The organism is Ruegeria sp. HKCCD7559 (assembly GCF_013110575.1).
In the GTDB taxonomy this organism is placed as follows: domain Bacteria; phylum Pseudomonadota; class Alphaproteobacteria; order Rhodobacterales; family Rhodobacteraceae; genus Ruegeria.
Map to the genome: position 1 here is coordinate 88,675 of NZ_WVQU01000001.1, position 25,554 is coordinate 114,228.

The 25,554-nt window shown below is 59.1% G+C and carries 26 protein-coding genes; 14 read left to right on the forward strand and 12 right to left on the reverse strand.

The window, feature by feature from the left end; all coding sequences use genetic code 11:
• Positions 1-15 precede the first annotated feature (15 nt).
• Positions 16-240 carry a YdcH family protein gene (locus GS605_RS00460; protein WP_152458986.1) on the reverse strand — a complete coding sequence of 75 codons (225 nt, stop codon included), beginning with the start codon at positions 238-240 and terminating at the stop codon, positions 16-18.
• A gap of 163 nt (positions 241-403) precedes the next feature.
• Here GS605_RS00460 and GS605_RS00465 point away from each other — a divergent pair, with 163 nt between their 5' ends.
• The 3 genes from GS605_RS00465 to GS605_RS00475 all read left to right on the forward strand — a co-directional run bounded on the left by GS605_RS00465 (position 404) and on the right by GS605_RS00475 (position 2,022).
• Positions 404-817 (forward strand): Hsp20 family protein, encoded by a 414-nt coding sequence (locus GS605_RS00465; protein ID WP_058275530.1) that lies wholly within the window; start codon positions 404-406, stop codon positions 815-817.
• Between the two features lie 5 nt (positions 818-822).
• Complete coding sequence (locus tag GS605_RS00470; protein ID WP_171168916.1) at positions 823-1,047, forward strand: DUF1150 family protein; 225 nt, start codon at positions 823-825, stop codon at positions 1,045-1,047.
• Positions 1,048-1,131: 84 nt separating this feature from the next.
• The gene (locus GS605_RS00475; RefSeq protein WP_171634449.1) at positions 1,132-2,022 is read left to right on the forward strand and encodes a PhzF family phenazine biosynthesis protein; all 891 of its coding nucleotides are present in this window, start codon (positions 1,132-1,134) and stop codon (positions 2,020-2,022) included.
• Positions 2,023-2,073: 51 nt separating this feature from the next.
• On the opposite strand, the gene GS605_RS00480 is transcribed toward GS605_RS00475, so the two are convergent.
• The 4 genes from GS605_RS00480 to trxB form a co-directional block, all read right to left on the reverse strand.
• Positions 2,074-2,910, reverse strand: coding sequence for a hypothetical protein (locus tag GS605_RS00480; RefSeq protein WP_171722750.1), 837 nt, complete (start codon positions 2,908-2,910; stop codon positions 2,074-2,076).
• A 127-nt stretch (positions 2,911-3,037) separates the two neighbouring features.
• Positions 3,038-4,759, reverse strand: coding sequence for a bifunctional sulfate adenylyltransferase/adenylylsulfate kinase (locus tag GS605_RS00485; protein WP_171634444.1), 1,722 nt, complete (start codon positions 4,757-4,759; stop codon positions 3,038-3,040).
• A 196-nt stretch (positions 4,760-4,955) separates the two neighbouring features.
• Positions 4,956-6,647, reverse strand: coding sequence for an adenylate/guanylate cyclase domain-containing protein (locus tag GS605_RS00490; RefSeq protein WP_171722751.1), 1,692 nt, complete (start codon positions 6,645-6,647; stop codon positions 4,956-4,958).
• A gap of 216 nt (positions 6,648-6,863) precedes the next feature.
• Entirely contained in the window at positions 6,864-7,805 is a 942-nt protein-coding gene (trxB, locus tag GS605_RS00495) for a thioredoxin-disulfide reductase (RefSeq protein WP_171634439.1), read from the reverse strand.
• A 227-nt stretch (positions 7,806-8,032) separates the two neighbouring features.
• Here trxB and GS605_RS00500 point away from each other — a divergent pair, with 227 nt between their 5' ends.
• Positions 8,033-8,533, forward strand: a complete 501-nt coding sequence (locus tag GS605_RS00500) for an Lrp/AsnC family transcriptional regulator (protein ID WP_152458979.1) — start codon at positions 8,033-8,035, stop codon at positions 8,531-8,533.
• Between the two features lie 119 nt (positions 8,534-8,652).
• On the opposite strand, the gene GS605_RS00505 is transcribed toward GS605_RS00500, so the two are convergent.
• The 5 genes from GS605_RS00505 to lgt all read right to left on the reverse strand — a co-directional run bounded on the left by GS605_RS00505 (position 8,653) and on the right by lgt (position 12,872).
• Complete coding sequence (locus GS605_RS00505; protein ID WP_171722752.1) at positions 8,653-9,435, reverse strand: Hint domain-containing protein; 783 nt, start codon at positions 9,433-9,435, stop codon at positions 8,653-8,655.
• A 334-nt stretch (positions 9,436-9,769) separates the two neighbouring features.
• Positions 9,770-9,898, reverse strand: coding sequence for a hypothetical protein (locus tag GS605_RS21160; RefSeq protein WP_256367481.1), 129 nt, complete (start codon positions 9,896-9,898; stop codon positions 9,770-9,772).
• A 267-nt stretch (positions 9,899-10,165) separates the two neighbouring features.
• Entirely contained in the window at positions 10,166-10,924 is a 759-nt protein-coding gene (pgeF, locus tag GS605_RS00510) for a peptidoglycan editing factor PgeF (RefSeq protein ID WP_171722753.1), read from the reverse strand.
• Positions 10,921-11,988: a class I SAM-dependent methyltransferase gene (locus GS605_RS00515; RefSeq protein WP_171722754.1), complete on the reverse strand. Its 1,068-nt coding sequence runs from the start codon at positions 11,986-11,988 to the stop codon at positions 10,921-10,923. The genes pgeF and GS605_RS00515 overlap by 4 nt, the downstream gene beginning before the upstream one ends.
• Positions 11,985-12,872, reverse strand: coding sequence for a prolipoprotein diacylglyceryl transferase (gene lgt / locus GS605_RS00520; RefSeq protein ID WP_171722755.1), 888 nt, complete (start codon positions 12,870-12,872; stop codon positions 11,985-11,987). The genes GS605_RS00515 and lgt overlap by 4 nt, the downstream gene beginning before the upstream one ends.
• A gap of 97 nt (positions 12,873-12,969) precedes the next feature.
• Here lgt and GS605_RS00525 point away from each other — a divergent pair, with 97 nt between their 5' ends.
• The 5 genes from GS605_RS00525 to GS605_RS00545 all read left to right on the forward strand — a co-directional run bounded on the left by GS605_RS00525 (position 12,970) and on the right by GS605_RS00545 (position 16,176).
• Positions 12,970-13,218 (forward strand): accessory factor UbiK family protein, encoded by a 249-nt coding sequence (locus GS605_RS00525; RefSeq protein WP_152458974.1) that lies wholly within the window; start codon positions 12,970-12,972, stop codon positions 13,216-13,218.
• Between the two features lie 321 nt (positions 13,219-13,539).
• Entirely contained in the window at positions 13,540-14,040 is a 501-nt protein-coding gene (locus GS605_RS00530; RefSeq protein ID WP_152458973.1) for a YbjN domain-containing protein, read from the forward strand.
• 39 nt (positions 14,041-14,079) lie between these two features.
• The gene (gene proC / locus GS605_RS00535; protein ID WP_171722756.1) at positions 14,080-14,895 is read left to right on the forward strand and encodes a pyrroline-5-carboxylate reductase; all 816 of its coding nucleotides are present in this window, start codon (positions 14,080-14,082) and stop codon (positions 14,893-14,895) included.
• Positions 14,888-15,226: a tRNA-binding protein gene (locus tag GS605_RS00540; RefSeq protein WP_171634415.1), complete on the forward strand. Its 339-nt coding sequence runs from the start codon at positions 14,888-14,890 to the stop codon at positions 15,224-15,226. Before proC ends, GS605_RS00540 begins: the two co-directional genes overlap by 8 nt.
• Positions 15,226-16,176 carry a D-glycerate dehydrogenase gene (locus GS605_RS00545; protein ID WP_171722757.1) on the forward strand — a complete coding sequence of 317 codons (951 nt, stop codon included), beginning with the start codon at positions 15,226-15,228 and terminating at the stop codon, positions 16,174-16,176. Before GS605_RS00540 ends, GS605_RS00545 begins: the two co-directional genes overlap by 1 nt.
• Here GS605_RS00545 and GS605_RS00550 read toward each other — a convergent pair.
• The gene (locus GS605_RS00550; protein ID WP_171722758.1) at positions 16,173-16,751 is read right to left on the reverse strand and encodes a thymidine kinase; all 579 of its coding nucleotides are present in this window, start codon (positions 16,749-16,751) and stop codon (positions 16,173-16,175) included. The genes GS605_RS00545 and GS605_RS00550 overlap by 4 nt on opposite strands.
• A 354-nt stretch (positions 16,752-17,105) precedes the next feature.
• Here GS605_RS00550 and GS605_RS00555 point away from each other — a divergent pair, with 354 nt between their 5' ends.
• Together GS605_RS00555 and GS605_RS00560 are read left to right on the forward strand one after the other, a co-directional pair.
• Entirely contained in the window at positions 17,106-17,567 is a 462-nt protein-coding gene (locus GS605_RS00555; protein ID WP_152458969.1) for a hypothetical protein, read from the forward strand.
• A gap of 166 nt (positions 17,568-17,733) precedes the next feature.
• Positions 17,734-19,536, forward strand: coding sequence for a hypothetical protein (locus tag GS605_RS00560; RefSeq protein ID WP_171722759.1), 1,803 nt, complete (start codon positions 17,734-17,736; stop codon positions 19,534-19,536).
• A gap of 18 nt (positions 19,537-19,554) precedes the next feature.
• On the opposite strand, the gene GS605_RS00565 is transcribed toward GS605_RS00560, so the two are convergent.
• Positions 19,555-20,679 (reverse strand): beta-ketoacyl-ACP synthase III, encoded by a 1,125-nt coding sequence (locus tag GS605_RS00565; protein ID WP_171722760.1) that lies wholly within the window; start codon positions 20,677-20,679, stop codon positions 19,555-19,557.
• A 159-nt stretch (positions 20,680-20,838) separates the two neighbouring features.
• On the opposite strand from GS605_RS00565, the gene GS605_RS00570 reads away from it, so the two are divergent.
• The 3 genes from GS605_RS00570 to GS605_RS00580 are packed head-to-tail and all read left to right on the forward strand — an operon-like array spanning position 20,839 to position 25,393.
• Positions 20,839-21,306, forward strand: a complete 468-nt coding sequence (locus GS605_RS00570) for a MarR family winged helix-turn-helix transcriptional regulator (RefSeq protein WP_171634400.1) — start codon at positions 20,839-20,841, stop codon at positions 21,304-21,306.
• Positions 21,303-22,340, forward strand: coding sequence for an efflux RND transporter periplasmic adaptor subunit (locus tag GS605_RS00575; RefSeq protein WP_171722761.1), 1,038 nt, complete (start codon positions 21,303-21,305; stop codon positions 22,338-22,340). The genes GS605_RS00570 and GS605_RS00575 overlap by 4 nt, the downstream gene beginning before the upstream one ends.
• Before the next feature lie 11 nt (positions 22,341-22,351).
• Positions 22,352-25,393 (forward strand): efflux RND transporter permease subunit, encoded by a 3,042-nt coding sequence (locus tag GS605_RS00580; protein ID WP_171722762.1) that lies wholly within the window; start codon positions 22,352-22,354, stop codon positions 25,391-25,393.
• Positions 25,394-25,554 lie beyond the last annotated feature (161 nt).

Genomic DNA, 25,554 nt, shown 5'->3' on the forward strand with positions numbered 1-25,554 from the left:
TGCGGTACAGGGCGTTCAGGCGATGATATCGGGCGTCAGGCGGTCTTCGATCAGGCGAATGATGTCTTTCAGGCGCAGTTTCTCTTTTTTCAGGCGCCGCAAGGTCAGTTGGTCGGCCGTTCCCTTGTCATGCAATGCCTGAATCGCCTCGTCCAGATCGCGGTGCTGTCGGCGGAAGACCTCAAGCTCAACACGCAATACTTCATCTGTTTTCATCGAAAGATCGGTGGGCGCATTCATTGGCGACTCGAGTTGGTTGTGGTGCTTGGCCAACAAGATAGTGTGTCAGACGTTATCGCGCCAGACCTTGTGGACATCCTGGTTTCTTCCCATATTCTATTGCAGGCGGTTGCCAGAACGGGGCCGCACACCACGTCGCTTTTACAAAGAAGGACGAAAATACGTGTCGAAACTTACTCTAGGCTCATACCCGCATCTTTTGGGGTTCGAGCAGTTGGAACGCCTTCTGGAACGGTCTGCAAAGGCCGGAAATGAAGGATACCCGCCCTATAACATCGAACAGACCTCGGATTTTTCCTATCGCATCACTCTTGCGGTGGCCGGGTTTGCCGAGGAGGATCTGTCAATCACGATCGAGGATCGCCAGTTGGTGATCCGGGGCCGTCAGCGCGACGACAGCGAGGGGCGCATCTTCCTGCATCGCGGCATTGCGGCGCGTCAGTTCCAGCGCATGTTCGTGCTGGCCGATGGCGTCGAAGTGGGCGAGGCGATCATGGAAAACGGTCTGCTGCATGTGGATCTGACCCGCGCCGTGCCGGAAACAGTGGTTCAGACGATCAACATACGGAAGGGGTAAGAGCAATGAATACACCGATTGAAATCAACGCCCAGGGCAACCGTATTGTCTATGTCAAAACGGTTGAAGTATCTGAATTGCCTCGGGAAGTTCGTGAACAGGCCGGCGATCTGGATCAGCTTTACGCCGTCCACGATTCCGACGGGCAGCAACTGGCGCTGGTCGCTGACCGCAAGCTGGCCTTCGTGCTGGCGCGCGAACATGACCTGTCTCCGGTGGCGGTTCACTAGGCGGCCTGAAACACTGCTGAAAAAACGTGACATTCTCCGCCTATGCAGTGATCGTGCCACAAATGCTAAAGCAGGAGTGGCTTCATGGGCTGGTTTGACTTTGACTGGGTGGACGCCTTCAGTGATCGCGCCTTCGGTGGCAACGGATGTGCCGTCGTCCATGAAGGTGCGCGCCTGACACAAGAGGTCTGCATGGCCTATGTGCGCGAAACCTCTCTGGTCGAATGCACCTTTACCGGGCCGTCCGACGTGGCCGACATCCGCGTCCGCTACTTTCTGGCCAGCCGCGAAATTCCCTTTGCGGGGCATCCGACTATCGCCACCGTCGCGGCGATGCGATCCCGCGGCATGATCTCGGGCGATGGTCTGACGCTGGAAACCGGTGCCGGCCTGGTGTCGATCCGGTTGCAGGGGGATCAGATCGAAATGACTCAGGTCGCACCGCAATTCGGTACGCGCGTTCCCGCGGAACTGGTGGCGGCAGCGGTCAGTCTGCCAACGGGAGCCATCATTTCTCCGCCTCAAATGGTTTCGACCGGCTTGCCGTTCTGCATCACTGTTCTGCGGGATCATGCGGCCTTGCGGGCCGCTCAACTGGTTGAAGGCCCGTTGCGCAAAGTGGCTGAAACTGCTGGGTATTCCGGCTCGGACATGGCCGAGCCGTTTCTTGTCACGCTGCAAGGGGCAACCGATGAGGGGGATACGTTTTCGCGCCTTCTCATGGCACCGCCCAGCCCGCCCGAAGATCCGTTTACCGGGTCTGCCACCGGTGCGATGGCCGCCTATTTGTGGAAACATGGCTTGATGCAAAAGGAAAGCTTCATCGCCCAGCAGGGTCACGATATGGGCCGCCCCGGGAAGGCCATCGTCACGCGTGTCGGCCCGCCTGATGCGATGACGGGCATCAGGGTTTCTGGTCAGGGGCATATCCTGATGCGCGGGCAGGTCGACCTGCCGGAAACGCCGACACACTAGGCGGGCGTTTACCAAGGGCTGACCCGCGAAACCCTGGCCGGATGCGACGGGCTACATCCAGGCCAATCGCAGAATCGGGGCCGTACTTGGTTCGATCCCATGTCGTTTGCACAACCTGTCCAGATATGACCCTGAAACCGGCAGTCCGCCCATCCGGTTGGCCATCAGTTTCTTCTGATGGCCGTAGATGTGTACCGAATGCACGGTTTCGGTTTCGATTTCGTTCGTCGCGATGCGCGGATCGTGTAGCTTCCACAATTCCTCCTGCGCCAGCGGATAAAAGGTTTCAGCAGTCATGGCATGGCGGTCCTCTGCCGTCTGGCGCAGGAAATGGCCAAAGGCTTTGGGCCCCGAACTGGCCCAGGGCAGGGCTTCGATGCCCCAGCGTTCCCCTCTTGCGGTTCGTTCCCGATTGTGGCGCTGCAATCTGCGTCCACGCCAGGATTGGGACGGGTTAGACGACATGACAAATTTCAGCATCTGTTCCAGGGTCGCCGATCTTGTGGGCAGGCGCAGCACACCCGTCGGGAAGTCGCCCCGCCTGGAGCGACCGAACACGAAATCCGTCGAAAAGTCGAACGCCCGTACGCAATAGGCATCCAGATCGACCCAGATCACCTCGCTTTGCCGCATCAAGTGCAGCCGGAAAATATCCGAGAAGACGGCAACGCCCTGCCTATCTTCGGCATCGACCACAAAAGGTGGCGGCCAGAAAACGTCGCTGGCAGGGCGGGTTTCGACACCTGCCGGAATGCCTTTTACCTCGTGCGCGACATAAAGGACGAAGCGGTGGCCATGATCCAGAAAGGACTGAAGGCAGAGTTGCTCCAACCAACTCAGATCGGATCCAAACCAGAAACTGGCAATGGTCGGAGACTTGTTCGTCATCTCAGTTTCACACCCGCCTTGAGGTCCTGAAAAGCATCAGGACCAGCGGCAATTGTCAATTGGTGACCAAAAAAGGAACGGCCCCCGGAATGACCGGGGACCGCCAAAACAAAGTCTGATGAGACTGTTATCCGTTTGCTGCGATCAGGCCCATGCTTTCCAGTTTCAGCAGCACCTGATGGGCGCAGTTGTCGACCTCGACATTTTCGGTCTCGACCCGCAGCTCGGGGTTCTCCGGAACATCGTAAGGGTCCGAGATGCCGGTGAACTCTTTGATCTTGCCCTCGCGCGCCAGCTTGTACAGACCCTTGCGGTCGCGGCGTTCGCATTCCTCGATGCTGGTGGCCACATGCACCTCGCAGAAGGCACCGAACTGTTCGATCTCTTCCCGCACGGCACGGCGCGTGGTGGCATAGGGCGCGATCGGGGCGCAGATGGCGATGCCGCCGTTCTTGGTGATCTCGGACGCCACATATCCGATGCGGCGGATGTTCAGGTCGCGGTGTTCCTTCGAGAAGCCCAGTTCCGAGCTGAGATTCTTGCGCACGATGTCGCCATCCAGCAGCGTCACCGGGCGGTCGCCCATCTCCATCAGCTTGACCATCAGCGCGTTTGCGATGGTCGACTTGCCCGAGCCCGAAAAGCCGGTGAAGAACACGGTGAAACCCTGCTTGGAGCGCGGCGGGAAGCGGCGGCGCAGTTCCTCGACCACTTCGGGGAACGAGAACCACTCGGGGATTTCCAGCCCTTCACGCAGGCGGCGGCGCAGTTCGGTGCCCGAGATGTTCAGGATCGTGACGTTGTCCTTGTCGAGAATCTCGTCATTCGGTTCGTACTGGGCGCGTTCCTGCACATAGACCATGTGCTTGAAGTCTACCATTTCAACGCCGATTTCGTCCTGGAACTGTCGGAACAGATCCTGCGCGTCATAGGGGCCGTAGAAATCCTCACCTTTGCTGTTCTTGCCGGGGCCCGCGTGGTCGCGGCCGACGATGAAGTGGGTGCAGCCGTGGTTGGCGCGGATCAGCCCGTGCCAGACGGCTTCGCGCGGGCCAGCCATGCGCATGGCCAGGTTCAACAAGCTCATAGAGGTGGTCGAAGCGGGGTACTTGTCCAGCACCGCCTCGTAACAGCGCACGCGGGTGAAATGATCGACGTCGCCCGGTTTGGTCATGCCCACGACCGGGTGGATCAGCAGGTTGGCCTGTGCCTCTTTGGCGGCGCGGAAGGTCAGCTCCTGATGCGCGCGGTGCAGCGGGTTGCGGGTCTGGAAGGCCACGATGCGGCGCCAGCCCAGCTTGCGGAAATAGGCGCGCAATTCGTTCGGGGTGTCGCGGCGCCCACGAAAATCGTAGTGCACGGGTTGTTGGATTCCGACCACCGGTCCGCCCAGATAGACCTTGCCGGCCACGTTGTGCAGATAGTTCACTGCCGGGTGGGCATCGTCATCGGCGCCAAAGACCTTCTCGGCCTCGCGGGACTTGTCCGGAGTCCAGCGGTCGGTCACGGTCATGGTGCCCAAGATCACGCCTTCCTGATCACGCAGAGCGATATCCTGCCCAAGTTCGATCAGATCCGCGAAGTCTTCGCTGACATCCAATGTGATGGGCATTGGCCAAAGCGTTCCATCGGCCAGGCGCATATTCTCGACCACATTGTCGTAATCCGCTTCGCTCAGAAATCCCTTGAGTGGGTTGAACCCGCCATTCATCAGCAGTTCCAGGTCGCAGATCTGACGCGGGCTCAGATCCCAGCTGGTCAGGTCGGCCGCTTCCACCTTCAGCTTCTGCGCCGAATCGTATGACACATACAGTTCGGGGATCGGGGCCAGATTGCTTAACATCGTCATTGGAATTCTCTTGTCGCAGTGTTGATTTGCCAGTGGATATCAGGCGGTTTGGAGGCGTTTGCACCGACTGACAGGCGAAGTCCACAGGCGGGAATGTAACAAAGGAGGATATGCGCCGAATATTTTTGAATTGGAAGGAATTTCTAATTCACAAGTCAAATCGATGATCTGATCCTAACGATCAGAGGTTATTGCTTCATGCAGAGAATTCCTGTTCCTGTTTTGTGGCGTTCTGCTCAAGTGTGGATGCACGGGTGACGGGCAGGGCGGGAATCGGTTCAGACACGCCGCGCAGCTGGAACAATCTGATATCGTCCTGGGGCACGACTACACCGGCGGCCTCCAGCATCTCTTGCGAGACCAGCAGTTCGACCTTCAGCGCCTTGGTTTCGCTTTCCAGACGACTGGCGACATTGACGGCGTCGCCGATTATGGTTTTCGACGCATGGCCCGCGGCGCCGATCTCACCCACCACCAGATCCCCAAGATGCAGACCCATCCCGATGCGAATGCCGGGGCTGCCTTCGGCGTCGAGCTGTGCGTTGAATTCATCAAGGGCGTGACTGATGTCGATGGCGGCTTGCAACCCGGCACGGGCGGACGCCGCCGCATTCGGCTTTTCAAAAACGGCAAGCAGCCCGTCTCCCATATATTTGTCCACGACACCGCCTTCCTTGGTGATGGCAGGCACGACCGCATCGAAAAACCGGTTCAGCAGGAACACGATGTCATAAGGCAATTGGCCGGTCGTACGCGCAGTAAAGCTGCGCATGTCCAGAAACAAAACAGCCAACTGACGTTCCTGACCCTGGCTGGCATGCCCGCGTATGCGCCCGCCATCTGGCCTGAAAACCCGAAAAACGGTGGTGGGTTCCGTAGGGCGTATCTGGCAGGCCAGTCGCGTCTGCGGCGAGGCGCCCACAGCAGCAAGGCTGCGTGCTTCGACGTCGCCGGGCGGGGGCAGGGCGTCGTTGCCATCCTCTACGATGACTCGGCATGTGGTGCAGCGCCCCTTTCCACCGCACAGGGCGGCGTGCGGCACGCCGTTTACCTGCGAAATCTCAAGCAAAGTCATGCCTTTTTCCGCGACCACCTCGGGGCCTTTGGCGTAATTCACGCGCACCGAATGCCTGCGCCGCCACAGTTTGCGCCCGATGTAAACCAGACCCGTCGCCCCCAGAGCCAGCCAGAAGATCAAAAGGCCATAGTCTTTTACACTGAACAGGGTCTGGAAGGTCTCGGGCGATGGCCAATTGTAGTGCTCGATATATTGCTCGCGCAGGAATTCATCAGCAAAGTCGGCCCATATGCGTCGACCTTCGGTCAGCAATCCGGCCAACGCGAATAATGGCACGAAAACCGCAACGCCGATCAGATAGGGCACGACCCGCGGCCACCACCGGGTCAGCCGCAACCACATATGCAAACCGATGCAGCCGTGTATCCAAACGATCAGCAGCAAGGCGCTTTGCATCCATACGGCGATACTGGGCCACATCAGGATGATGATATATCCCATCTCGTCATTGACGTCATAGACTTCGTGCGCGACCCGCGTCTGAACGATGTGCGAGATCAGTTGCAGCGGAATCAGCAAACCCAGAACGACCTGCAACGCCGTGCTGAATGGCATGCGCAGGGTTCTGCGTTGCGCGATCGATGTCAGGGCCAGACCTGCATGCGTGAACAGGGCAGCATAGAAAAGCACGCTCATGACATCGTGGCGTGTGACGGCCTTTCGACCGTCCTGCATCCCGTGCAGGTAATCCGTGTGAAACAGGCCCAAGCCAATATTTATGAAATGAAAGAATGCGAAAACAAACAACACAAGACCACTGACGATCCTGAGTCGGGTTGACCACCCGCCGCGCCAAAGAGCGTTGTTCAAATGTTCACCTGTTTTTCGCTTTTCCCTCAGCAATCCTGATACGCCGCTGGCTGGGGGTCAAGGGATTGGCAGGTGGCATAGGCTGCCGATCAGTGATTGCAGCGCAGCGTATGCTTTGCAGTGCCCCCTTAAACCCCGGGGGCACTGTACTAAAAAGGCTGACGGCCTTCGGATCTGAATTCACCGGGGCAGCCCTGCAAAAATTCAGAATTCGCGTTATTCGGTTTCCGCCAGGAACCGTTCGGCATCCAGTGCCGCCATGCAGCCCATACCGGCGCTTGTGACCGCCTGACGATAGACGTGATCGGTCAGATCGCCCGCTGCGAACACGCCCGGAACCGAGGTTTCCGTGCTGCCCGGTTTGGTGACGACATAGCCACCCATATGCGTTTCAAGCGTGTCCTTGACCAGCTCGTTCGCGGGTGCGTGGCCGATGGCAACAAACACGCCTTTACAGGGGATTTCAGTGATCTCTCCGGTTTTGACATGCTTGACGCGAACGCCCTCGACGCCCAGCGGCGCGTCGGTGCCGATCACTTCTTCCAACTCGTGGAACCACAGTGGCTCGATTTTGTCGTTCTTCATCAGCCGGTCTTGCAGGATCTTTTCCGCGCGCAGCTCATCGCGGCGATGGATCAGAGTCACCTTGCTGGCGAAATTGGTCAGGAACAGGGCCTCTTCCACGGCCGTATTGCCGCCGCCGATCACCACGATTTCCTGTCCACGATAGAAGAACCCGTCGCAGGTGGCGCAGGCTGAAACGCCAAAGCCCTTGAACTTCTCTTCCGACGGCAGGCCCAGCCACTTGGCGCGCGCGCCGGTCGCCAGAATGACGGCGTCCGCCGTATAGGTGGTGCCGCTGTCGCCCTTGGCGGTGAAGGGGCGCTGGCTGAGGTCCAGATCGTTGATGATGTCTCCGATCACTTCGCAACCCATGGCCTTGGCATGATCCTGCATCCGGACCATCAGGTCGGGGCCCTGTACCTCGGTGTCGCCGGGCCAGTTCTCGACCTCGGTCGTTGTCGTCAGCTGGCCGCCGGGCTCGATACCCTGCACCAGGATGGGTTCCAGCATGGCGCGGCTTGCGTAAACGCCCGCAGTGTATCCTGCTGGCCCCGATCCGATGATCAGAACCTTGGTGTGTCGTGTGTCGGCCATGGTAACTCCGCTCGAATTGCCTGAATTGGGCTTTTGGCCCGTCGCCCCGATATAGCGACCGACAGACCCGGCTTAAAGCCCCTTACTGTTCAAGCCCATTCAAGCCACCTTGCGCAGGGTGAGGGCGAAATGAGAGATTTGAAAACAAAGAAAATTGCGCATGTACGAAACATTATTGCGCGCACGTGGGGGGCTGATATAAGAACCGCAAAAATCAGGAGCATTTGATGGTCACGACTCGGCTGGATGATATCGACCGCAAGATTCTGGCGGAACTACAGGCAGACGGTCGGATGACCAATGTGGAACTTGCCAAACGGGTCGGAATTTCGGCGCCGCCCTGTCTGCGCCGGGTGCGCACCCTGGAAGAATCCGGTTATATCACCGGTTACCACGCCGAGGTGAATTCCCGCGAGCTGGGATTTGAAGTGCAGGTGTTCGCCATGGTCGGTCTTGACAGTCAGGCCGAGACCGAGCTGCGCGCGTTCGAAGAACGCTGCCGCGAATGGCCTCTGGTCCGTGAATGCCACATGCTGAACGGCGAGGTGGACTTCATCCTGAAATGCGTCGCACCCGATCTCAGCAGTTTTCAGCAGTTCTTGACCGGTGAACTGCTGACCACGCCAAATGTGGCCAGCGTCAAGACATCGCTTGTTATCCGCGGCGCAAAAGACGAGCCAGGCGTGCCGTTCGACGTTCTGGAAGAACGAATGAACCGGACGGCGTAACCCCCAGACGTTTTGCAGGTGCGGTGTTCGGTGGCAGCATGGCAGCCACCGCCAAGGATAGAATCCAACTTAGTAACAGCTGCATGATGCCCCCCATAATGCAGTAATCGCTATCGTACTCAGGCTGTCATCGCGTCGATTTCTCCGTCCCCGGCGCGCGGCATCAGCAGCGGACCAAAATCGTTGAGCGACTCGATATGCGCAAACAGGTTCAGATAAACCGACCGCAAAGAGTGGCTGATCATCCGGACCGCGTTCACACCTGGGTGATACGTTTCGAACTGTAAACCATCTACCCGAATAACGGAATGCCGTTTCAGACAAATGTGAAACAGTTCAACTGGCGTCGGCGGCATTGTTTCAATCACACCCGTTCCATCCTGAAATTCGGACACAGGTGTCAGAATCGGGTCATTTCCATACAAATGCCGTAAATGCGTCGGTGTGCCCACGATCCGTGCCGCAGGCCCGGCGATTACACCCGACATCGGCTTTTGGATCCCGAATGTATCTGCCGTGACGCGCGTAAGCGGCCGCGTGCGGCCCCGCGAATCCGGACGTCCCGGGATCAGAGTGACAGATCCCTTCCACAGCACGGTTTCCGACGCGCCATCCTGAGTAAGGACAGTATCCCCCGGCATCAGGTCTTCGATGGCCATGGGCCCATGTTCCGTTTCAACCAGCGATCCGCGCGTGAAGGCACAAAAGGCGTCTTCGAACATTGGCAGGGCAGGCGCTATGTGTCTGGTCTGAACCACGTTTCCGTTTTTCAACAGGGTGCTGACTTCATACCGGCGCAGCTGGGCCTTTGGTTTCGCAACCGGTCGCGGTGCGTCCCGCAGCATGGCTGTCGTTTCGATCGCATTTCTGGCCGCACGGGCCAGTGAACTAGGAATAGTCATAAATATTCCTTCCCCTCAAATTGTCCGGTCAGGCGCGGCGTAACCCCGTACAGGCCAACCTGGCGAACTGGTTCTTTGTCTTGAAACAAATGGGTGACCCTTGGGCGGCGGTCGGTCGGACCCCGCATTGCGACAAAATCTCGCTTTCCAATGGTCAACACATTGACCCCCCAGACAAACTCGTACTTCACGGGCGAAAATTGCCCGCACACACACAACTCCTGAATCCGTCTCGACCCCCTCAGATCGCGACGCATCACACATCGGGCAGGAGCAAGCCCGAAGCGCGTTCACCCAATCGAGACCGGCAGCTTGGCCTCGGGGTGTTTCTGTCTCAGCGTCGTGCCGCGATGCGGCTGGCGACCCTGACAGAATGGCTTGATACCCGCTTCCACGGCATTTCCAGCTTCTGGCTCCGCGTGGCGGCAACCATGGCTTTGAGAAAGCGAGATTTGGTTTTCATTTTCTGGTCCTGCTCCGAACGGGTTTGTTTCCCGCATCCGTTATGAACCTTTTGTGACGCACGTTTGCGGCATGGATAAGGCTTATCCGGGATGTTTTGCAGACAAGAAATTTATACTCGGTCCATCCTTCCACTCAACACGCCAGCGTCCGAAACAAGGACGTCAGAAGACCATCTGATAGCTGGCAAAACTCGTTACGATTCTGAGTCCGGTAAACACAACAAATGTGGCGGAAAAGTGGCGCAGCGCCTAAATCTGGGCCAAAATCACAATCTTATGACCGAGATCAACCGCCCGTAATCGGCCTCGTTTGCATGTGTTGTGCGGCGATACGAATAGAACCGGTCCGGGTCGGAATATGTGCAGTGCCGGGTCCATTCCGCCTGCCCGACACCGGCCTGCCGCAATCGGTGCAAACCAAAGGCGGGCAGGTCGAATTGCAGCCGGTCATCCTGTCCGTTCGCAAAGAACCGGGTGTTGTCTGGAGAATCGGCGATAAATGCGTCCAGAAACTCGGGGCCCACTTCGTAGGCGCGTTGTGAAATGCTGGGGCCGATGACGGCGTTGATATTCCGGCGTGCTGCGCCAAGCGCTTCCATGGCGTCCAGAGTCGCCTCAAGCACACCGTCGAGTGCGCCGCGCCAGCCCGCATGCGCTGCTCCGATCACATTGGCTGCGGGATCGGCAAACAGAACTGGCTGGCAATCTGCCGTCAAAATTGTCAGCGCCAGACCAGGTGTCGCCGTCACGACCGCGTCCGCGCGTGGTTTTTCACCTTCCAAGGGCTGTTCAACCGTCAGAACTGTTGGGGAATGAACTTGATGCACGCCGATCATCGCCTCGGGCGCGACGCCCATCGCATCGGCAACCCGCCGACGGTTCAGTGCGACAATTTCGGTTTGATCAGACGATCCATAACCGCAATTCAACCCGTTGAAGATACCAGAGGACGCCCCGCCGCGACGGGTGAAGAACCCGTGACGAAATGGGGAAAGCAAGTCCGAAGTCAGAATTTCCAGTGTCATGGCTCTAATCCCGGCGGTGGTGCAGCATAGGCCGGATAGAGGCCCATCACCTTGAACAGATTTCCCATTTCGGCCGGATGCGTCAACCGGCGATGCGCGGCAGCCAGCGCGTCCAGCTCGGAACCGCTCAGCGACCGGGACAAAGCCTGCGCCCTGGCGGTTATGCCAAGCCGTTCCAGAAACACGCCCTGCGGTGTCAGGCGTGTGTGCCTGGCTCCACAGGCGCGGGTCGCAATGGCCAGAGGCTCAAAATCCACATGTGCCGTCAGGTCGGCCTGACCGGGTGACGCCAGCGGATCGGCGGGCTTGTGGTTTTGCAGGGCTTGCAGTGTATCGCCCAAAGAATGCCAGTCGCCATAATCGACGATCAGCGCGGCACCTCCGTGGCTGGCGATCCGACCGGCAATCAAGGTCAGAATGGGGATCGCAGCCGCGCACAGCTCGACCAGATCACCATCCTTGGTGTCCGAAAGCCTGTCCGCCAGCGCCACTTGTGGCCCATTGGACCCTCGCCCAAACAGCAATTCGCCGTCGCGCTCGCCGACCAGGCGTTCACTCCAGCCGTCACCGTCGCGCAGGAACTGCCGGACAGGCAGCGCGTCGAAGAACTCATTCGCCACCAGCAGCAGTGGCTGGTCCGGCAACTCTGCGACACTGTCAGCCCAGTTCGGTGTGTAACCCTTCAGGGTGTCCGCCTGCACCTGCTTCAGGGCAGGCGAGGCCTCGACCAGCAAAATCCGGGCAGCATCGTGAAATCCCTGCACGGTTCGGGTGGCACGCAATATGTCACTCATCAGAGTGCCGCGCCCGGGCCCCAATTCGCACAGGGTGAATGGCGCGGGACGGCCCTGATCCATCCAGCATTGCGCAAGGCACAGCCCGATCAGTTCGCCAAACATCTGGCTGATTTCCGGTGCCGTGGTGAAATCCCCGTCAGCCCCCAACGGATCACGCGTCGTGTAATAGCCCAGCGTGGGATGCAGAAGGCATTCGGCCATGTAGTCGGCCACGCTCATCGGGCCATCCTGTCGGATGCGGGCGATCAGGTGATCGGTCAGGCTCATTTTGCCCGCCCTGCGCGCAAGACAAACCACAGGCCAAGCGCGATCATGGGCAATGACAGGATCTGGCCCATGGTCAGGCCATATCCGCCCACATGCCAGGCCAATCCCAGCGGATTGCCGGGCGACACGAACTGCGCATCCGGCTGGCGGAAGAATTCAACAATAAAGCGCGATGCGCCGTAGCCGACCAGAAACGTGCCCATGATCAGCCCGGGTTTCTGAAAGGCTCCCCGGCGATAGACCAGCCACAGCAACAACGCGCCCAGCAACACGCCTTCCAACGCCGCTTCGTACAGCTGCGAGGGGTGCCGGGCACACATTCCCGCAACCACGCCGGGGCAGTCCTGCGCGGCAAAACCGGGAAAGATGACGGCCCAGGGCAGCTCGCTCGGGCGGCCCCACAGCTCGGCATTGACGAAATTGGCAAGCCGCCCCAACAGCAGGCCGGGTGGCACGGTGTAGGCAACCAGGTCGCCCAGCGACAGGGCCGGAATCCGATGGCGCCGGGCAAACAGATACGAGGCCAGAATCACGCCCAGCAGCCCCCCATGAAACGCCATACCGCCCTGCCAGACCTTCACGATCTCAAGCGGATGCGACAGGTAATAGCCGGGTTGGTAAAACAGCACAAAGCCCAGCCGCCCGCCAAGGATCACGCCCAGAATGATCCAGGTGACCAGATCCTCCAGTTGGTCCGGTTTCATCGGCGGGCTGTCCGCAGGCCACAGGGCAGGGCGGCGCAACGCTACGACTGCCAGCCGCCACGCAATCAGGATGCCCGCGATATAGGCCAGCGCATACCACCTCAACGCGAACTCTATCCCGAACAGCGAGATCGAGAACAATTCGGGCGACAGATCGGGGAAATTCAGAACAGCCTGCATGTGCGTCTCATTGCCCGGGGTTTGCAGGGCAAGTCAACCTTGAGCCTGCGGCAATCTTTCCCCATATAGAGATCAACCGCGATACCGGAGTAAAGATATGCAAACCCGCAACAAGATACTGGACGACATGTCCCAGCTGATGACCAACGCCATGGGTGTCGCGCAGGGCGCGCGGGAAGAGGCCGAGAACGCGATGAAGTCGATGATCGACCGCTGGCTGGCCGACCGTGATTTCGTCACCCGCGAAGAATTCGATGCCGTCCGCGCCATGGCCCAGAAAGCGCGCGAAGAAAACGCCGCACTCGAAGCCCGCATTGCCGCACTCGAGGCGAAACTGGACAAGTAACGCCGCGGGCGTTCCCTGATTTCACAGTTTTGGACAAACTCTGCCGCCGCGCAATCCGACCGGGATTGTGCGGTGTCGTGCATTCTGACGTATTGCGGGATTTAATCAAGACAAAGCTGACCCGACAGCCAATATTTTGATCCACGTTGCCTTCTGTCCACAACTTATTGCTGTTATCCCCAACAAATAGGGTTGCCAGAACCCACGCCACATCGCACCATATTTAGTACAGGCCTATGGGGGAAGCCCGGTTTGTAGAGCAGGCAACTAGCGCTGGGGCGCTGCCAGCCCCAAGATGCTAGAGATTAGTGAGGTGGCATTATGGCCCTTTCCGAGCAGTATCTCGAAGAAGACATTCATCCGATCGACATTGTTGAACATCTGGCCGAACACCACGACTGGGATTTTGACCGCATTGGGGACGATCAGATCGCCATGGCTGTCGAGGGCCAGTGGCGGACGTATTCGATCACCCTCGCCTGGTCCAACTATGACGAAACGCTGCGGATGGTGTGTTCGTTCGAAATGGAACCACCGGCCGAGCGGGAAATGCAGCTCTATGAGCTGCTCAACAAGATGAATGATCAGTGCTGGGCAGGTGCCTTTACCTATTGGGCGAACCAGAAGCTGATGGTGTACCGGTATGGGTTGGTCCTTGCCGGGGGGCAGACAGCCAGCGCCGAACAGATCGACACGATGATCACCGCTGCCGTCATGAGCGCGGAACGGTACTATCCGGCGATTCAACTGGTCACCTGGGGCAATCGAGAGCCAGAAGAAGCCATGCAAGTGGCCATTGCAGAGGCCTACGGCCGGGCGTAAAGCTTTGCCCCGAACCGACATGTAACGCGGGAGGGGCAAATGGACATGACGCGTGTGGCCGAACAGGGGCTTGTGCTTCTGGGGTGCGGAAAGATGGGGTCCGCAATGCTGGCGGGGTGGCTGGAACACGGCCTCCCGCCAGCGTCCGTTTGGGTGATCGATCCGCACCCGTCCGACTGGCTGAAGGCGCAGGGCGTCAACATCAACACACCCTTGCCCGAAGCCCCTGCCGTGGTTTTGGTCGCGGTCAAGCCGCAGATGATGGGCGAGGCCTTGCCCGCCATTCAGGCGCTGGGCGGAGGCAGCACGCTGTTTGTTTCGGTGGCGGCGGGCACCTCGATTGCCACGTTCGAATCCGTTCTGGGCAGCGATACGCCGATCATTCGCGCCATGCCCAACACCCCCGCCGCCATCCGTCAGGGCATCACCGCGCTGATCGGCAACAGCCACGCCTCGGCCGAGGATCTGGCTCTGGCCGAAAACCTGCTGTCGGCGGTGGGTGAAACGGTTCGTCTTGAAGATGAGACGCAGATGGATGCGGTCACCGGCCTCAGCGGATCCGGTCCTGCCTATGTGTTCCATCTGATTGAAACACTTGCCAATGCCGGCGAGGCGCAGGGCCTGCCGCATGACCTTGCGATGAAGCTGGCCAAATCGACGGTGGCCGGGGCCGGCGCACTGGCGATGGCCGCTGACGAGGATCCGTCTCAACTGCGGATCAATGTAACGTCGCCGAACGGCACGACCCAGGCCGCGCTTGAGGTGCTGATGCATGAAGAACGCGGCTTCCCTGACCTGCTGCACCGTGCCGTCAAGGCCGCAACCGACCGATCCAAGGAGCTGTCACGTGAGTGAGATTTCTTTCGACGATTTTCTCAAGGTAGATATTCGTGTGGGCGAGGTGATCCGCGCCGAACCCTATCCCGAAGCCCGCAAACCCGCGATCAAGATGTGGATAGACTTTGGTGATGAGATTGGCGAACGCAAGACCTCGGCCCAGATCACCGCGCATTATGATCCGTCGACCTTGGTGGGCAAACAGGTCATGGCAGTGGTCAATTTCCCCCCTCGCCAGATCGGCAAGTTCATGTCCGAGGTTCTGGTGCTTGGCCTGCCCGATGACAGCGGCGAGATCGTTTTGATCGGCCCTGACGGTAAGGTTCCTACAGGCGGGCGGATGCACTGATGAAATTGCTGATCACGCGCCCGATGACGCCGGCAGTCGAGGCCCGCGCCCGCGCTGCGTTCGACGTAGAGATTCGCAAAGATACGGCGCCCATGTCGCGACAGGAAATGCTGTCGGCTCTGACGGATTTCGACGTGGTCGTGCCCACGCTGGGCGATCAGTTTTCGGCTCGGATATTTACGGATGCAGGCGCGCCTCGGTGCAAGCTCCTGGCCAATTTCGGCGTCGGCTACAACCACATCGATGTCGAGGCCGCGCGCGCAGCAGGCGTCGAAGTGACCAACACGCCCGGCGCAGTCACCGACGCCACGGCGGATATCGCCATGACCCTGCTGTTGAGCACGGCCCGGCGTGCGGGCGAAGGCGAACGGCTGGTCCGCGCAGGCCAATGGCAGGGTTGGCATCCCACACAGATGCTGGGCCATCATGTCACGGGCAAACGCGTCGGTATCGTCGGGATGGGCCGTATCGGGCAGGCCGTCGCGCGCCGGTGCCATTTCGGTTTCGAAATGCAGGTGGCCTATCAATCCCGAAGCGGCAAGCAACTGGACTTTCCGGCCGAGTTCACACCTGACCTTGAAACACTCGCCGCGTTGGTCGATTTCCTTGTGCTCGCCGTTCCCGGCGGTGCAGAAACCCGACACCTGATCGATGCGCAGGTTCTTGAGACGATGAAACCTTCGGCCATTCTGGTCAATGTCGCGCGGGGCGAGGTCGTGGACGAAGCGGCCCTGATCGCGGCGCTGCAATCGGGTCAGATTGCCGGGGCCGGGCTGGATGTCTACGAGTTCGAACCCGAAGTACCCCAGGCCCTTTGTGAAATGGAAAACGTCACCCTGCTGCCCCATCTGGGCACGGCCACCGAAGAGGTGCGCAGCAGCATGGGACACATGGCCCTGGATAACGTGGCGGCCGTTGTGGCGGGCGAGGCGTTGCCTAACCCGGTCTAGTCGCCCACCGCCTCGCGCCAGTGTTTGCGGCAAAGCGAAACATAGGTCTCGTTGCCACCGATCTGCACCTGGGCACCTTCGGTGATGGCGTTGCCGTTTTCGTCCTGACGTATCACCATCGTGGCCTTGCGCCCGCATTTGCAAATGGTGCGGACTTCACGCATCTCATCGGCCAGCGCCAGCAGCGCCGCTGATCCCGGAAACAGCTTGCCCTGAAAATCCACCCGCAGCCCGTAGGCCAGCACCGGTACTTCCAGATCGTCGACGGCGCGCGCCAATTGCCAGACCTGCGCTTCGGACAGGAACTGGGCCTCGTCGATGAACACGCAGGTTACGGGACCTTCGTTCAGACGATTTCGGATCATCGCAAAGACGTCGTCGCCGGGCGTGAAGGTATCGGCCTCCTCCGAGATGCCGATGCGCGATGCGATCCGTCCGGCACCCGCCCTTCCGTCAATGGCTGCGGTCATCAGGTAGGTCTGCATCCCGCGCTCGCGATAGTTGTGCGAGGCTTGCAGCAACACGGTCGATTTCCCCGCGTTCATGGTTGAATAGTTGAAGTACAGCTTTGCCATGACGCGGGTCTAAAACGCTTGGGGAAAAGGAACAAGATATCAATCGTTTTGATGGAGCGACGTCGCCGTTGCGTTCGCAGAGGCCGAGCTACGCTCTAGGGGATGGAACCCCCACATCTGCAACAGCGACGCCGTCGGCCAACATGTGGCCAAAACGCAGCAAGGTTTAACAATATCACCCTGCAATCACTCATTACCGGCTTGAACTGCCGCCACTCACTCACAAAATCCCCCGCATATCTGAGGGATAGCCAATGTATGACATTTCAATTATGACTTGGTTATGGGAAATTTACCCACGCTTTCCCCCGTTTGGACATCGGGCAGGCGTTTGCAGGTAACAAAGGTAAAACAATGGCAGATATCGGGGCCTATCTGAAAAAACACACAGAAGCGCTGGTCAAAGATGTTGGAATCGAAGCCGCGTGTGAAATTACGGGGAAATCCAAGGCCACTTTGGGACGATACTATTCCGACAATGCTGAGCACGAGGACAGGTTCATGCCTGTGGACGCGGTGGCCCGCCTTGAAAACGCGGCGACTTACCCGCACGTGACGTCGGCTTTGGCGGATCTGAAGAACATCACCTTGTCCTATAGCGACCGCAACACCTCTACCCCCCGCACCGGTGGCGTCAATTCGGATGTCATTGCGCTGAGCCAGCGGTTTGCGATGTTGATGACCGAGTATCAGGCCGCAATCGAAGACGGAATCATCACCGTCAACGAAGCCAAACGGTTGCTGAAAGAAACCAGTTTGCTGCAACAGGTTCTGATCGAGATGAAGCTGCATCTGGAAGAAGAAAGCGTCAGCTAGCCGGGGTCAGGAACCGTTGCGCTCATGACCGGCCAGTTTTCGCCTGTGCGGCTTACCTGTTTTCATGCTCGAAAAGTCAGAAACGCTGACTGTGCCTGTTGCCTCAATTCAGTCACGTCTGTCTTGTAAGGTCCGTCGCGGGCAAGATCGTCAAGGGCAGAGAACCATGCAGAAATCGCAGGGAACATACAGGATTTTCGCAGACCGGGTGGTTCTGCGATTTTTTGTATGCGCCTATGTGGCACTTCTGGTTCTGATGACCCTGAGTGGTCATCAGGATGGCTCTGACGACGTGATGCGCTGGGTGGTCGTGCAGGATCTGTTGCAGGGGCAGGGCTGGTTCGACAACCATCAGTATCGGCTGGGTCCCGAGGGCGGTACATTGATGCATTGGTCCCGATTGATCGACGCGCCGATCGCCTTGCTCTACGGAACATTTGGTTTGGTTTTGCCGCCCGATACGGCCCTTCAGGTGACGGCATTCGCCTGGCCCTCACTTTTGGCCGGCCTGGCCTTGTGGGCCTTTGCGGTGACAGGCAGCGTTTTGGGCGCGCGGGAAGGCGCTGTTTCGGCACTGGTTGTGGGTGTGCTGGCGCTCGAACACTCCAGGAAGTTCGACTATTTTTCGTTCGATCACCACAATGCTCAGATTCTTCTGTTCACCACGGCCCTGATGCTGTTTGCGTTGCGCAGGGACAAACCATATGCCGGATGGCTGCTGGGTGCCTGCCTGGCGCTTTCGGTGTCGATAGGCACCGAATCGATATTGCAGATCGCACTTGTCGCCGTGTTTTTTGCCATTGACTGGATCGTCAACGGTGAACCGACCCGTCGCCGGACCATGGCATTCGGTATCGGGCTGGTCGTGACGCTTGTACTGACCAGCCTTGCAACAACGGGACACGAGGCCTTTCTGTTTCCAAGCTGTGACGCCCTGACTCTCAGCGTGGCGTTGCCGGCGAGCGTTGCCGCGGCAGGGCTTTGCATTGTGGCCTGGATCGGGTCTGGCTGGTCACTTTGGGGCCGGGTCGGCGCATGTGTTGCAATTGGCGTGGTGACATTGGCCTGCGCTTACGATTTCGCCCCGCATTGTCTCAGCAATCCGATCGAAGCCCTGCCTCAGGACATGCGCGACTATTGGCTGAGCCAGGTGGCGGAAGCCCAGAAAATCAACGTCACTCTGCAACGGCACCGGGGCGAAGCGCTGGCCCTGATCGCGATGTCGATCCTGTGCGTGGCAGCCGCCCTGATCTTTGCAGTCAGATCGCCCTTCAGACTGGAATACGCCCTGTTTCTGGCCCTGATCGTAACCGGCCTGGTGGTGTTCCTCTATCAGTCCAGAATGATGACATTCCTGGGCGTTTCGCTGGTGGCTGTCCAGGCGCAGATCCTGCGTGTCCTGTACACCTCTTATGCAAGCAGTCGCCGCGCGATGTCAGGGCTTGCGATGGTTGCTTTCATCCTCTGCATCTCGCCGAAAACCGGCGCCAGCATCGATGAGCAGTTGGGGCGCTTTGCCGAGCCGTCCTTTGCCGCATCCGCGATGCCGGCCCGACAGTCACAGCAAAATTCGGGGGCATCCTGCAAAACGCCCGAAGCCTATGCAGCCCTGCATGGCCTGCCAGCCGGCAGAGTTCTTGTTGATTTCGACTTTGCCGCGAACGTGCTGCGCCATACCGACCATTCCGTATTGGCGGGCAATTATCACCGGAATCAGGCTGGAATTCTGGCGCAGATCGAACTGTTCCGATCGGACGCCGACCAGATCGGATCACGCCTGACCGAGCTGGACGTGGATTACGTCATGCTCTGCACGTCCGCACCGCGCGCCGAATTCTGGTCCTGGGCGTCACAGGGCCGTGGTTTGCAACCGCGATTGATTGCGGGTGAAATCCCGGCCTATCTCAGACGGATACAAGCTGCGGAAGGTACAGCCTTTCAGGTCTTTCAGGTGAGTGGGGCAGGCTAGGCCACACAAGATCAACCGTCAGGCGTGGCGCTTCACGATCACCGAACCGACGGAATACCCGGCGCCGAAGGAACAGATCAGGCCCAGATCACCTTCCTGCAAGTCGTCGGAATACTTAGAAAACGCGATGATCGACCCCGCAGAAGACGTGTTGGCATAATCCTGAAGGATGTTGGGTTGCTCGCCCGGCTCGGGTTCGCGGCCCAGAACTTTCTTGCCGATGAAGTCGTTCATCGTCTTGTTGGCCTGATGCAGCCACAGGCGTTTCAGATCAGAGTTTCTGACCCCTTCGGCATCCATGTGGTCGCTGATATGCTTGCTGACCATCGGCAGTACTTCCTTGAATACTTTCCGACCGTTCTGCATGAACTGCATGTCGCGCCGATCGGTCAGCCCGTCAGGGCGCGAGCGGCGCAGAAAGCCGTTGTTGTTGCGGATATTGTTGGAAAACGCAGTAGCACAGCGGGTCGACAGGATTTCGAAATGCGGGCCTTTGGCGTCTTCGATCCGCTCGATCAGCGTTGCCGTCGCCACATCGCCAAAGATGAAATGACAATCCCGGTCGCGCCATTCCAGATGGCCCGAGCAGATCTCGGGGTTGACCACCAGCGCCGCTCGCACCGATCCAGACCTCACCATATCCGCCGCGGCCTGAATGCCGAACGTGGCCGAAGAACAGGCGACGTTCATGTCAAAGCCGAACCCGTTGATCCCCAGTTCCTGCTGAATTTCGATCGCAATCGCCGGATAGGCGCGCTCGTGGTTCGAGGCCGCGCAGATTACCAGATCGACATCCGCCGCTGTGCGCCCCGCCTGCGCCAGCGCCTTCCTGCAGGCATCCACTGCCATCTCGGTCATGATCCCGGGCTCGTCATCACTGCGCTGGCGCAGCGTCGGGTGCATCACGTCCGGGTTCAGCACCCCGGCCTTGTCCATCACGTAGCGGTTTTCGATCCCCGACGCCTTGACGATGAACTCTTCCGAGGAATGCTGCATCGCCTCCATCTGCCCGGCGGCGATGGCTTCGGCATTCTTCGCGTTCTGTTTGTCGGCATAAGCGTTGAATGCTTCGACAAGCTCGGCATTGGTGATGACGTTTTCCGGCGTGAAGACACCGGTACCGGTGATGGCGGGGGTATACATGGCTAGCCCTGAGTGTTTCGGATTTGCCCAAAATGCAGTCACGGTGTGATTTGATCAAGGTATGTTGACCTAAGGGAATGTGCATAAAGCTGTAGCTTCATATCTTGAATAGTTCAGAAACTGAAGTATATGACCGCTCCAAACGCGCGGAGATCCCCGATGCCCGACGATATCAGCACCAGGCTTGGCCGCCTCAGCCCCGAGATTCAGGCGATCATGGGCGTCTATGCCCTGTACTGGAAACTGGAAGAGACCTTCGACTGTATCGAAACAGACCTGAGCCACCCCGAATGCCATATGCTGATCAAGCTGGATCAGCCGAAACGCATGGGGGTTCTGGCTGCGGATATGCTGAGTGTACCGTCCACAATCACCGCCACCGCGGATTCGCTGGAAAAAGCCGGCTATCTCATGCGCGAGCGTGACCCCGAAGACCGCCGCGCCTGGTTGCTGGTGCTGACCGAGCGTGGCGAAGAAGCCCGCAACATGTTGGTGGCCGAGGCCGGAGACCTGTTTCACAGGGCCTCGGGCCTGAACGACGAAGAAACAGCCGAATTCGCGCGACTGGCGCGCAAAATCCGTGACAACGTTTTGAAAACGGGAATTCCCGAGGGACTGAAGAAATGAAACTCCTGACCTCTCTGGGCCTTGCACTGGCCGTTCTGGCAACTCCGATTACCGCTCAAGATACTCCGAAACCGGTCAAGCTGATGCAGGTGCACGAAACAACGCCCGGCTTCACCCGCCAGTTCTTCGGTCGTGTTGCCGCGCGGCAGACGGTCGATCTTGCCTTTCAGGTTGCCGGTCAGATCGTCGAAATGCCGGTCAACGAAGGGTTTGTCATCCCCAAAGGCGGCCTGATTGCGCGACTGGATCAGGAGCCGTTCGAACTCCGGCTTGAGCGGGCGCAGCTGCAAAAGGAACAGGCCGACCGAACCGTCGCACGCCTGTCGCGTTTGCGGGGCACCACGGCCAGCCAGGTGGCGGTCGATGACGCAGAGACCGAAGCGCAACTGGCCGCGATCGCACTGCGCGATGCCGAATACGAACTGGAACACGCGACTTTGACCGCACCATTTGACGCGCTGGTCTCCAGCCGCGCGGTCGAGGCTTTCACCACCGTATCGGCAGGCACGCCGATCGTCCGCATCCACGACATGTCCGAACTGCGCATCGAGGTGGATGTGCCCGAGATCCTGTTTCAACGCTCGGGCCAGAACGACGATATCACCATCACCGCCAAATTCCCCGTAAGTGATGAAGTCTTCCCGCTGGAAATCCGTGAATTCGACGCTGAAACCTCAAGTGTCGGGCAGACCTTCCGCATTCAGTTCGGCCTGACCCCGCCCGAGGGGCTGCAAATTCTTCCCGGCTCGTCCGTCACCGTCAACGTAAAGGTCCGGGATGAGCGCACAGGCATCGTCGTGCCGGCGACAACCGTCATCGCGGATGCAACAGGTGAGCTGGGCGTCATGGTGTTCTCGCCGGCCGGTGCGGATGAAGGCACGGTCCGCCGCGTTCCGGTGACAATCGAACCCACGCAGTCGGGCGATGTTCGGGTGTTGAAAGGCTTGTCCGACGGTGACGAAGTTGTTGTGGCTGGCGGTGCTGTGCTGACAGACGGTCAGTCCGTGCGCCGGTTCACCGGCTTCGCGAACTGAGGGGCAGACAGATGAACATCGCGCGCGCCTCGATTGATCGACCGCTTTACACATGGCTGATCATCCTCATTGCCCTCTTTGGTGGCATCTGGGGATTCACGTCGCTTGGTCGCTTGGAAGACCCGGCTTTCACCATCAAGAACGCGGTCATCGCCACGCAATATCCCGGTGCCACGGCGGAACAGGTGGCGCTTGAAGTGTCCGAACCCCTTGAATCCGCAATCCAGCAGATGGGCGAGGTGGATGTCATAACCTCGGTCAACCAACCCGGACAATCGCTGATCGAAGTAGAGATCAAGTCGACCTACGACGGCACGGAACTGCCCGATATCTGGACCCGCCTGCGGGCCAAGGTGCGCGATGCCGCCCGCGGGCTTCCGTCGGGTGTCAGCCAACCCTATGTGAATGACGGGTTCGGTGATGTGTTCGGCCTGTTCTATGCGGTGACTGCCGAAGGGTTTTCGGACGCCGAAAAGCATGAACTGGCAACGTTTCTGCGTCGCGAACTGCTGACCGTGGACGGCGTCGCCGATGTCGAGGTTCAGGGCCTGCCGGACGAGGCGATTTTTGTAGAGCCCGATCTGGCGATCTCGGTGAACCAGAACGTCCCGCTGCAAGCGATCAACGAAGCCATAGCCAACGCGGATTCGGTGAATTCCTCGGGGTCTTTGCGGTCTGAAGATGCCCGCACCACCATTCTGACGGCCGAGGGTTCGGACAGTGTCTCGGCCATTGCGGGCCTGTCTGTCGGTTCGCAAGGGCAGGTGATCAACCTGTTCGACATGTCCGATGTCTATCGCGCCCGTCAGAACGATCCGGACATCATGATCCGCTATAACGGGACCGAAGCCTTTACCCTCGGTATCGCCGGTCTGGCGACGGAAAACATCGTCGAGGTCGGCAAGCGAGCTGACGCCAAATTCGCCGAGCTGGATGCGAATATCCCCTTCGGTGTCGATATTCTGCCGATCTATCAGCAACATGTGGTGGTCGAGCAGGCCTCGAACGACTTTCTGGTGAATCTGGCCATGTCAGTGGCCATCGTGGTCGCTGTGCTGGGTATCTTCATGGGGTGGCGCGCGGCCATTGTTGTCGGTTCGACCCTGTTGCTGACCGTAGTCGGCACGCTTCTGTTCATGTCACTGTTCTCGATTGAGATGGAACGGATTTCCCTGGGTGCGCTGATCATTGCCATGGGTATGCTTGTGGACAATGCCATCGTGGTGGCCGAAGGGATGCAGATCGCGATGTTGCGTGGCCAATCCTCGCGCGATGCGGCTGAGGATGTGGCGTCCAAAACCCAGATCCCCCTGCTTGGGGCCACCGTGATCGGCATCATGGCCTTTGCCGGGATCGGGCTCAGCCCGGATGCGACGGGCGAGTTTCTGTTTTCCCTGTTTGCGGTGATCGGCATTTCGCTGCTGCTCAGCTGGATACTTGCCATCACGGTCACGCCTTTGCTGGGGCACTATTTCTTCAAGCAGGGCAAGGAGGGTGAGATCGACGCCTACGGGGGCATCCTGTTCCGCACATATGGCGCGATCCTGCGGTTTGCGCTCCGCTTCCGGTGGCTGGTTGTTGCGGGTCTCATCGGCGTAACCGTTGCGTGCTATGCCGGGTTCGGGTTGATGAAACAACAATTCTTCCCCAACTCGAACACGCCTTTGTTCTTTGTGCATTACAAGCTGCCTCAGGGCACGCCGATTGCCCGCACGGCTCAGGACATGGCGGTATTCGAAGATTGGCTGACCCAACGCGATGACGTGGTTTCGGTCACGACATTCGTCGGTCAGGGGGCAACCCGGTTCATGCTGACCTATTCGGCGGAAAAACCGAACCCGAGCTATGGTCACATGATCATCCGCACGGAAAGTCTGGATAACATCCCGGCCTTGCAGGCGGATCTGGAAGCGTTCGGGTCGGTCCAGTTCCCCGAAGGCGAGTTCGGAACCAAGCGCCTGGTGTTTGGCCCCGGTGGCGGTGATCCGATCCAGGCCCGGTTCTCGGGCAGCGATCCGGTGGTCCTGCGTCAACTTGCGGATGAGGCCGTGCAGCGCATGGCGGCGGCGTCGCCCAACGCGCTGCTCGTTCATCATGACTGGCGCGAACAGGAACTGGCGGTGCAGCCGATCTATGCCACAGAACGGGCCCAGACCGCGGGTGTTACGCGCGAAGACATTGCGGCCACGCTGCAATTTTCGACCGATGGCATCACGGGCGGTGTGCTGCGGGAACGTGACCGCCTGATCCCCATCATCTTGCGTCGTCCGGCGGACGGAGATTATTCCATCGTCGATCAGGTGGTGTATTCGGACCAATCCGGGAAATTTGTACCAATCGAACAGATGGTCGATGGATTCGAGTACAAATCCCTCAATACGCTGGTTCATCGCCGCGATCGTGTTCTGACCATCACCGTCGGCGCGGACATCCCGCCCAACCTGACGGCGGCTCAGGTACACGCCGAAGTTCGGGACGCCATCGAGGCAATCGAATTACCCCCCGGATACAAGATGGAGTGGGGCGGTGAGTTCGAAAACTCGCGTGACGCGCAGGAAAGCCTGGGCAAACAGTTGCCGTTGAGCCTGCTGATCATGGTGCTGATCTCGGTTCTGCTGTTCAACGCGATCCGACAGCCGATCATCATCTGGCTGCTGGTTCCGATGTCGGTCAACGGCGTGGTCATCGGCCTGTTGGGCACAGGGCTGCCCTTTACCTTCACGGCCCTTCTGGGCCTGCTCAGCCTGTCGGGCATGCTGATCAAGAACGGCATCGTTCTGGTGGAAGAGATCGACCTGGTTCGCGCCACGGGCAAACCCTTGCGCGCATCCATCGTCGAAGCCTCGGTCTCGCGTTTGCGTCCTGTGATGCTGGCTGCGATCACCACTATTCTGGGCATGGCGCCGCTGCTGACCGATGCGTTCTTCGTCTCGATGGCGGTGACGATCATGGGCGGGCTGGCTTTTGCGACCGTCCTAACAATGGTCGCCGCGCCGGTGTTCTACCTGCTTTTCTTCGCGGGCGATGAAAAACGCCAACTTGCAACGGTGTGATCCCTTTTCAAGATTGCAATGGAATCCCAGCTAAAACACACCGATCCTTGTGTGCCAGTTTAATCGTACCGAACCATTCAAAGTGACTCAGATCAGAAGGCGTCGGGAGGGTCGTAGAATGGTCGCCTGAGGGGCGGCCTTCATGGAACTCGTTGTTTGAC

Coding starts and splice junctions, on each gene's coding strand:
- GS605_RS00460 (WP_152458986.1), bottom strand. CDS start 240: ATGAATGCGCCCACCGATCTTTCGATGAAAACAGATGAAGTATTGCGT.
- GS605_RS00470 (WP_171168916.1), top strand. CDS start 823: ATGAATACACCGATTGAAATCAACGCCCAGGGCAACCGTATTGTCTAT.
- GS605_RS00475 (WP_171634449.1), top strand. CDS start 1,132: ATGGGCTGGTTTGACTTTGACTGGGTGGACGCCTTCAGTGATCGCGCC.
- GS605_RS00480 (WP_171722750.1), bottom strand. CDS start 2,910: ATGACGAACAAGTCTCCGACCATTGCCAGTTTCTGGTTTGGATCCGAT.
- GS605_RS00485 (WP_171634444.1), bottom strand. CDS start 4,759: ATGACGATGTTAAGCAATCTGGCCCCGATCCCCGAACTGTATGTGTCA.
- trxB (WP_171634439.1), bottom strand. CDS start 7,805: ATGGCCGACACACGACACACCAAGGTTCTGATCATCGGATCGGGGCCA.
- GS605_RS00500 (WP_152458979.1), top strand. CDS start 8,033: ATGGTCACGACTCGGCTGGATGATATCGACCGCAAGATTCTGGCGGAA.
- GS605_RS00505 (WP_171722752.1), bottom strand. CDS start 9,435: ATGACTATTCCTAGTTCACTGGCCCGTGCGGCCAGAAATGCGATCGAA.
- GS605_RS21160 (WP_256367481.1), bottom strand. CDS start 9,898: ATGAAAACCAAATCTCGCTTTCTCAAAGCCATGGTTGCCGCCACGCGG.
- pgeF (WP_171722753.1), bottom strand. CDS start 10,924: ATGACACTGGAAATTCTGACTTCGGACTTGCTTTCCCCATTTCGTCAC.
- GS605_RS00515 (WP_171722754.1), bottom strand. CDS start 11,988: ATGAGCCTGACCGATCACCTGATCGCCCGCATCCGACAGGATGGCCCG.
- lgt (WP_171722755.1), bottom strand. CDS start 12,872: ATGCAGGCTGTTCTGAATTTCCCCGATCTGTCGCCCGAATTGTTCTCG.
- GS605_RS00525 (WP_152458974.1), top strand. CDS start 12,970: ATGCAAACCCGCAACAAGATACTGGACGACATGTCCCAGCTGATGACC.
- GS605_RS00530 (WP_152458973.1), top strand. CDS start 13,540: ATGGCCCTTTCCGAGCAGTATCTCGAAGAAGACATTCATCCGATCGAC.
- proC (WP_171722756.1), top strand. CDS start 14,080: ATGGACATGACGCGTGTGGCCGAACAGGGGCTTGTGCTTCTGGGGTGC.
- GS605_RS00545 (WP_171722757.1), top strand. CDS start 15,226: ATGAAATTGCTGATCACGCGCCCGATGACGCCGGCAGTCGAGGCCCGC.
- GS605_RS00550 (WP_171722758.1), bottom strand. CDS start 16,751: ATGGCAAAGCTGTACTTCAACTATTCAACCATGAACGCGGGGAAATCG.
- GS605_RS00555 (WP_152458969.1), top strand. CDS start 17,106: ATGGCAGATATCGGGGCCTATCTGAAAAAACACACAGAAGCGCTGGTC.
- GS605_RS00560 (WP_171722759.1), top strand. CDS start 17,734: ATGCAGAAATCGCAGGGAACATACAGGATTTTCGCAGACCGGGTGGTT.
- GS605_RS00565 (WP_171722760.1), bottom strand. CDS start 20,679: ATGTATACCCCCGCCATCACCGGTACCGGTGTCTTCACGCCGGAAAAC.
- GS605_RS00570 (WP_171634400.1), top strand. CDS start 20,839: ATGCCCGACGATATCAGCACCAGGCTTGGCCGCCTCAGCCCCGAGATT.
- GS605_RS00575 (WP_171722761.1), top strand. CDS start 21,303: ATGAAACTCCTGACCTCTCTGGGCCTTGCACTGGCCGTTCTGGCAACT.
- GS605_RS00580 (WP_171722762.1), top strand. CDS start 22,352: ATGAACATCGCGCGCGCCTCGATTGATCGACCGCTTTACACATGGCTG.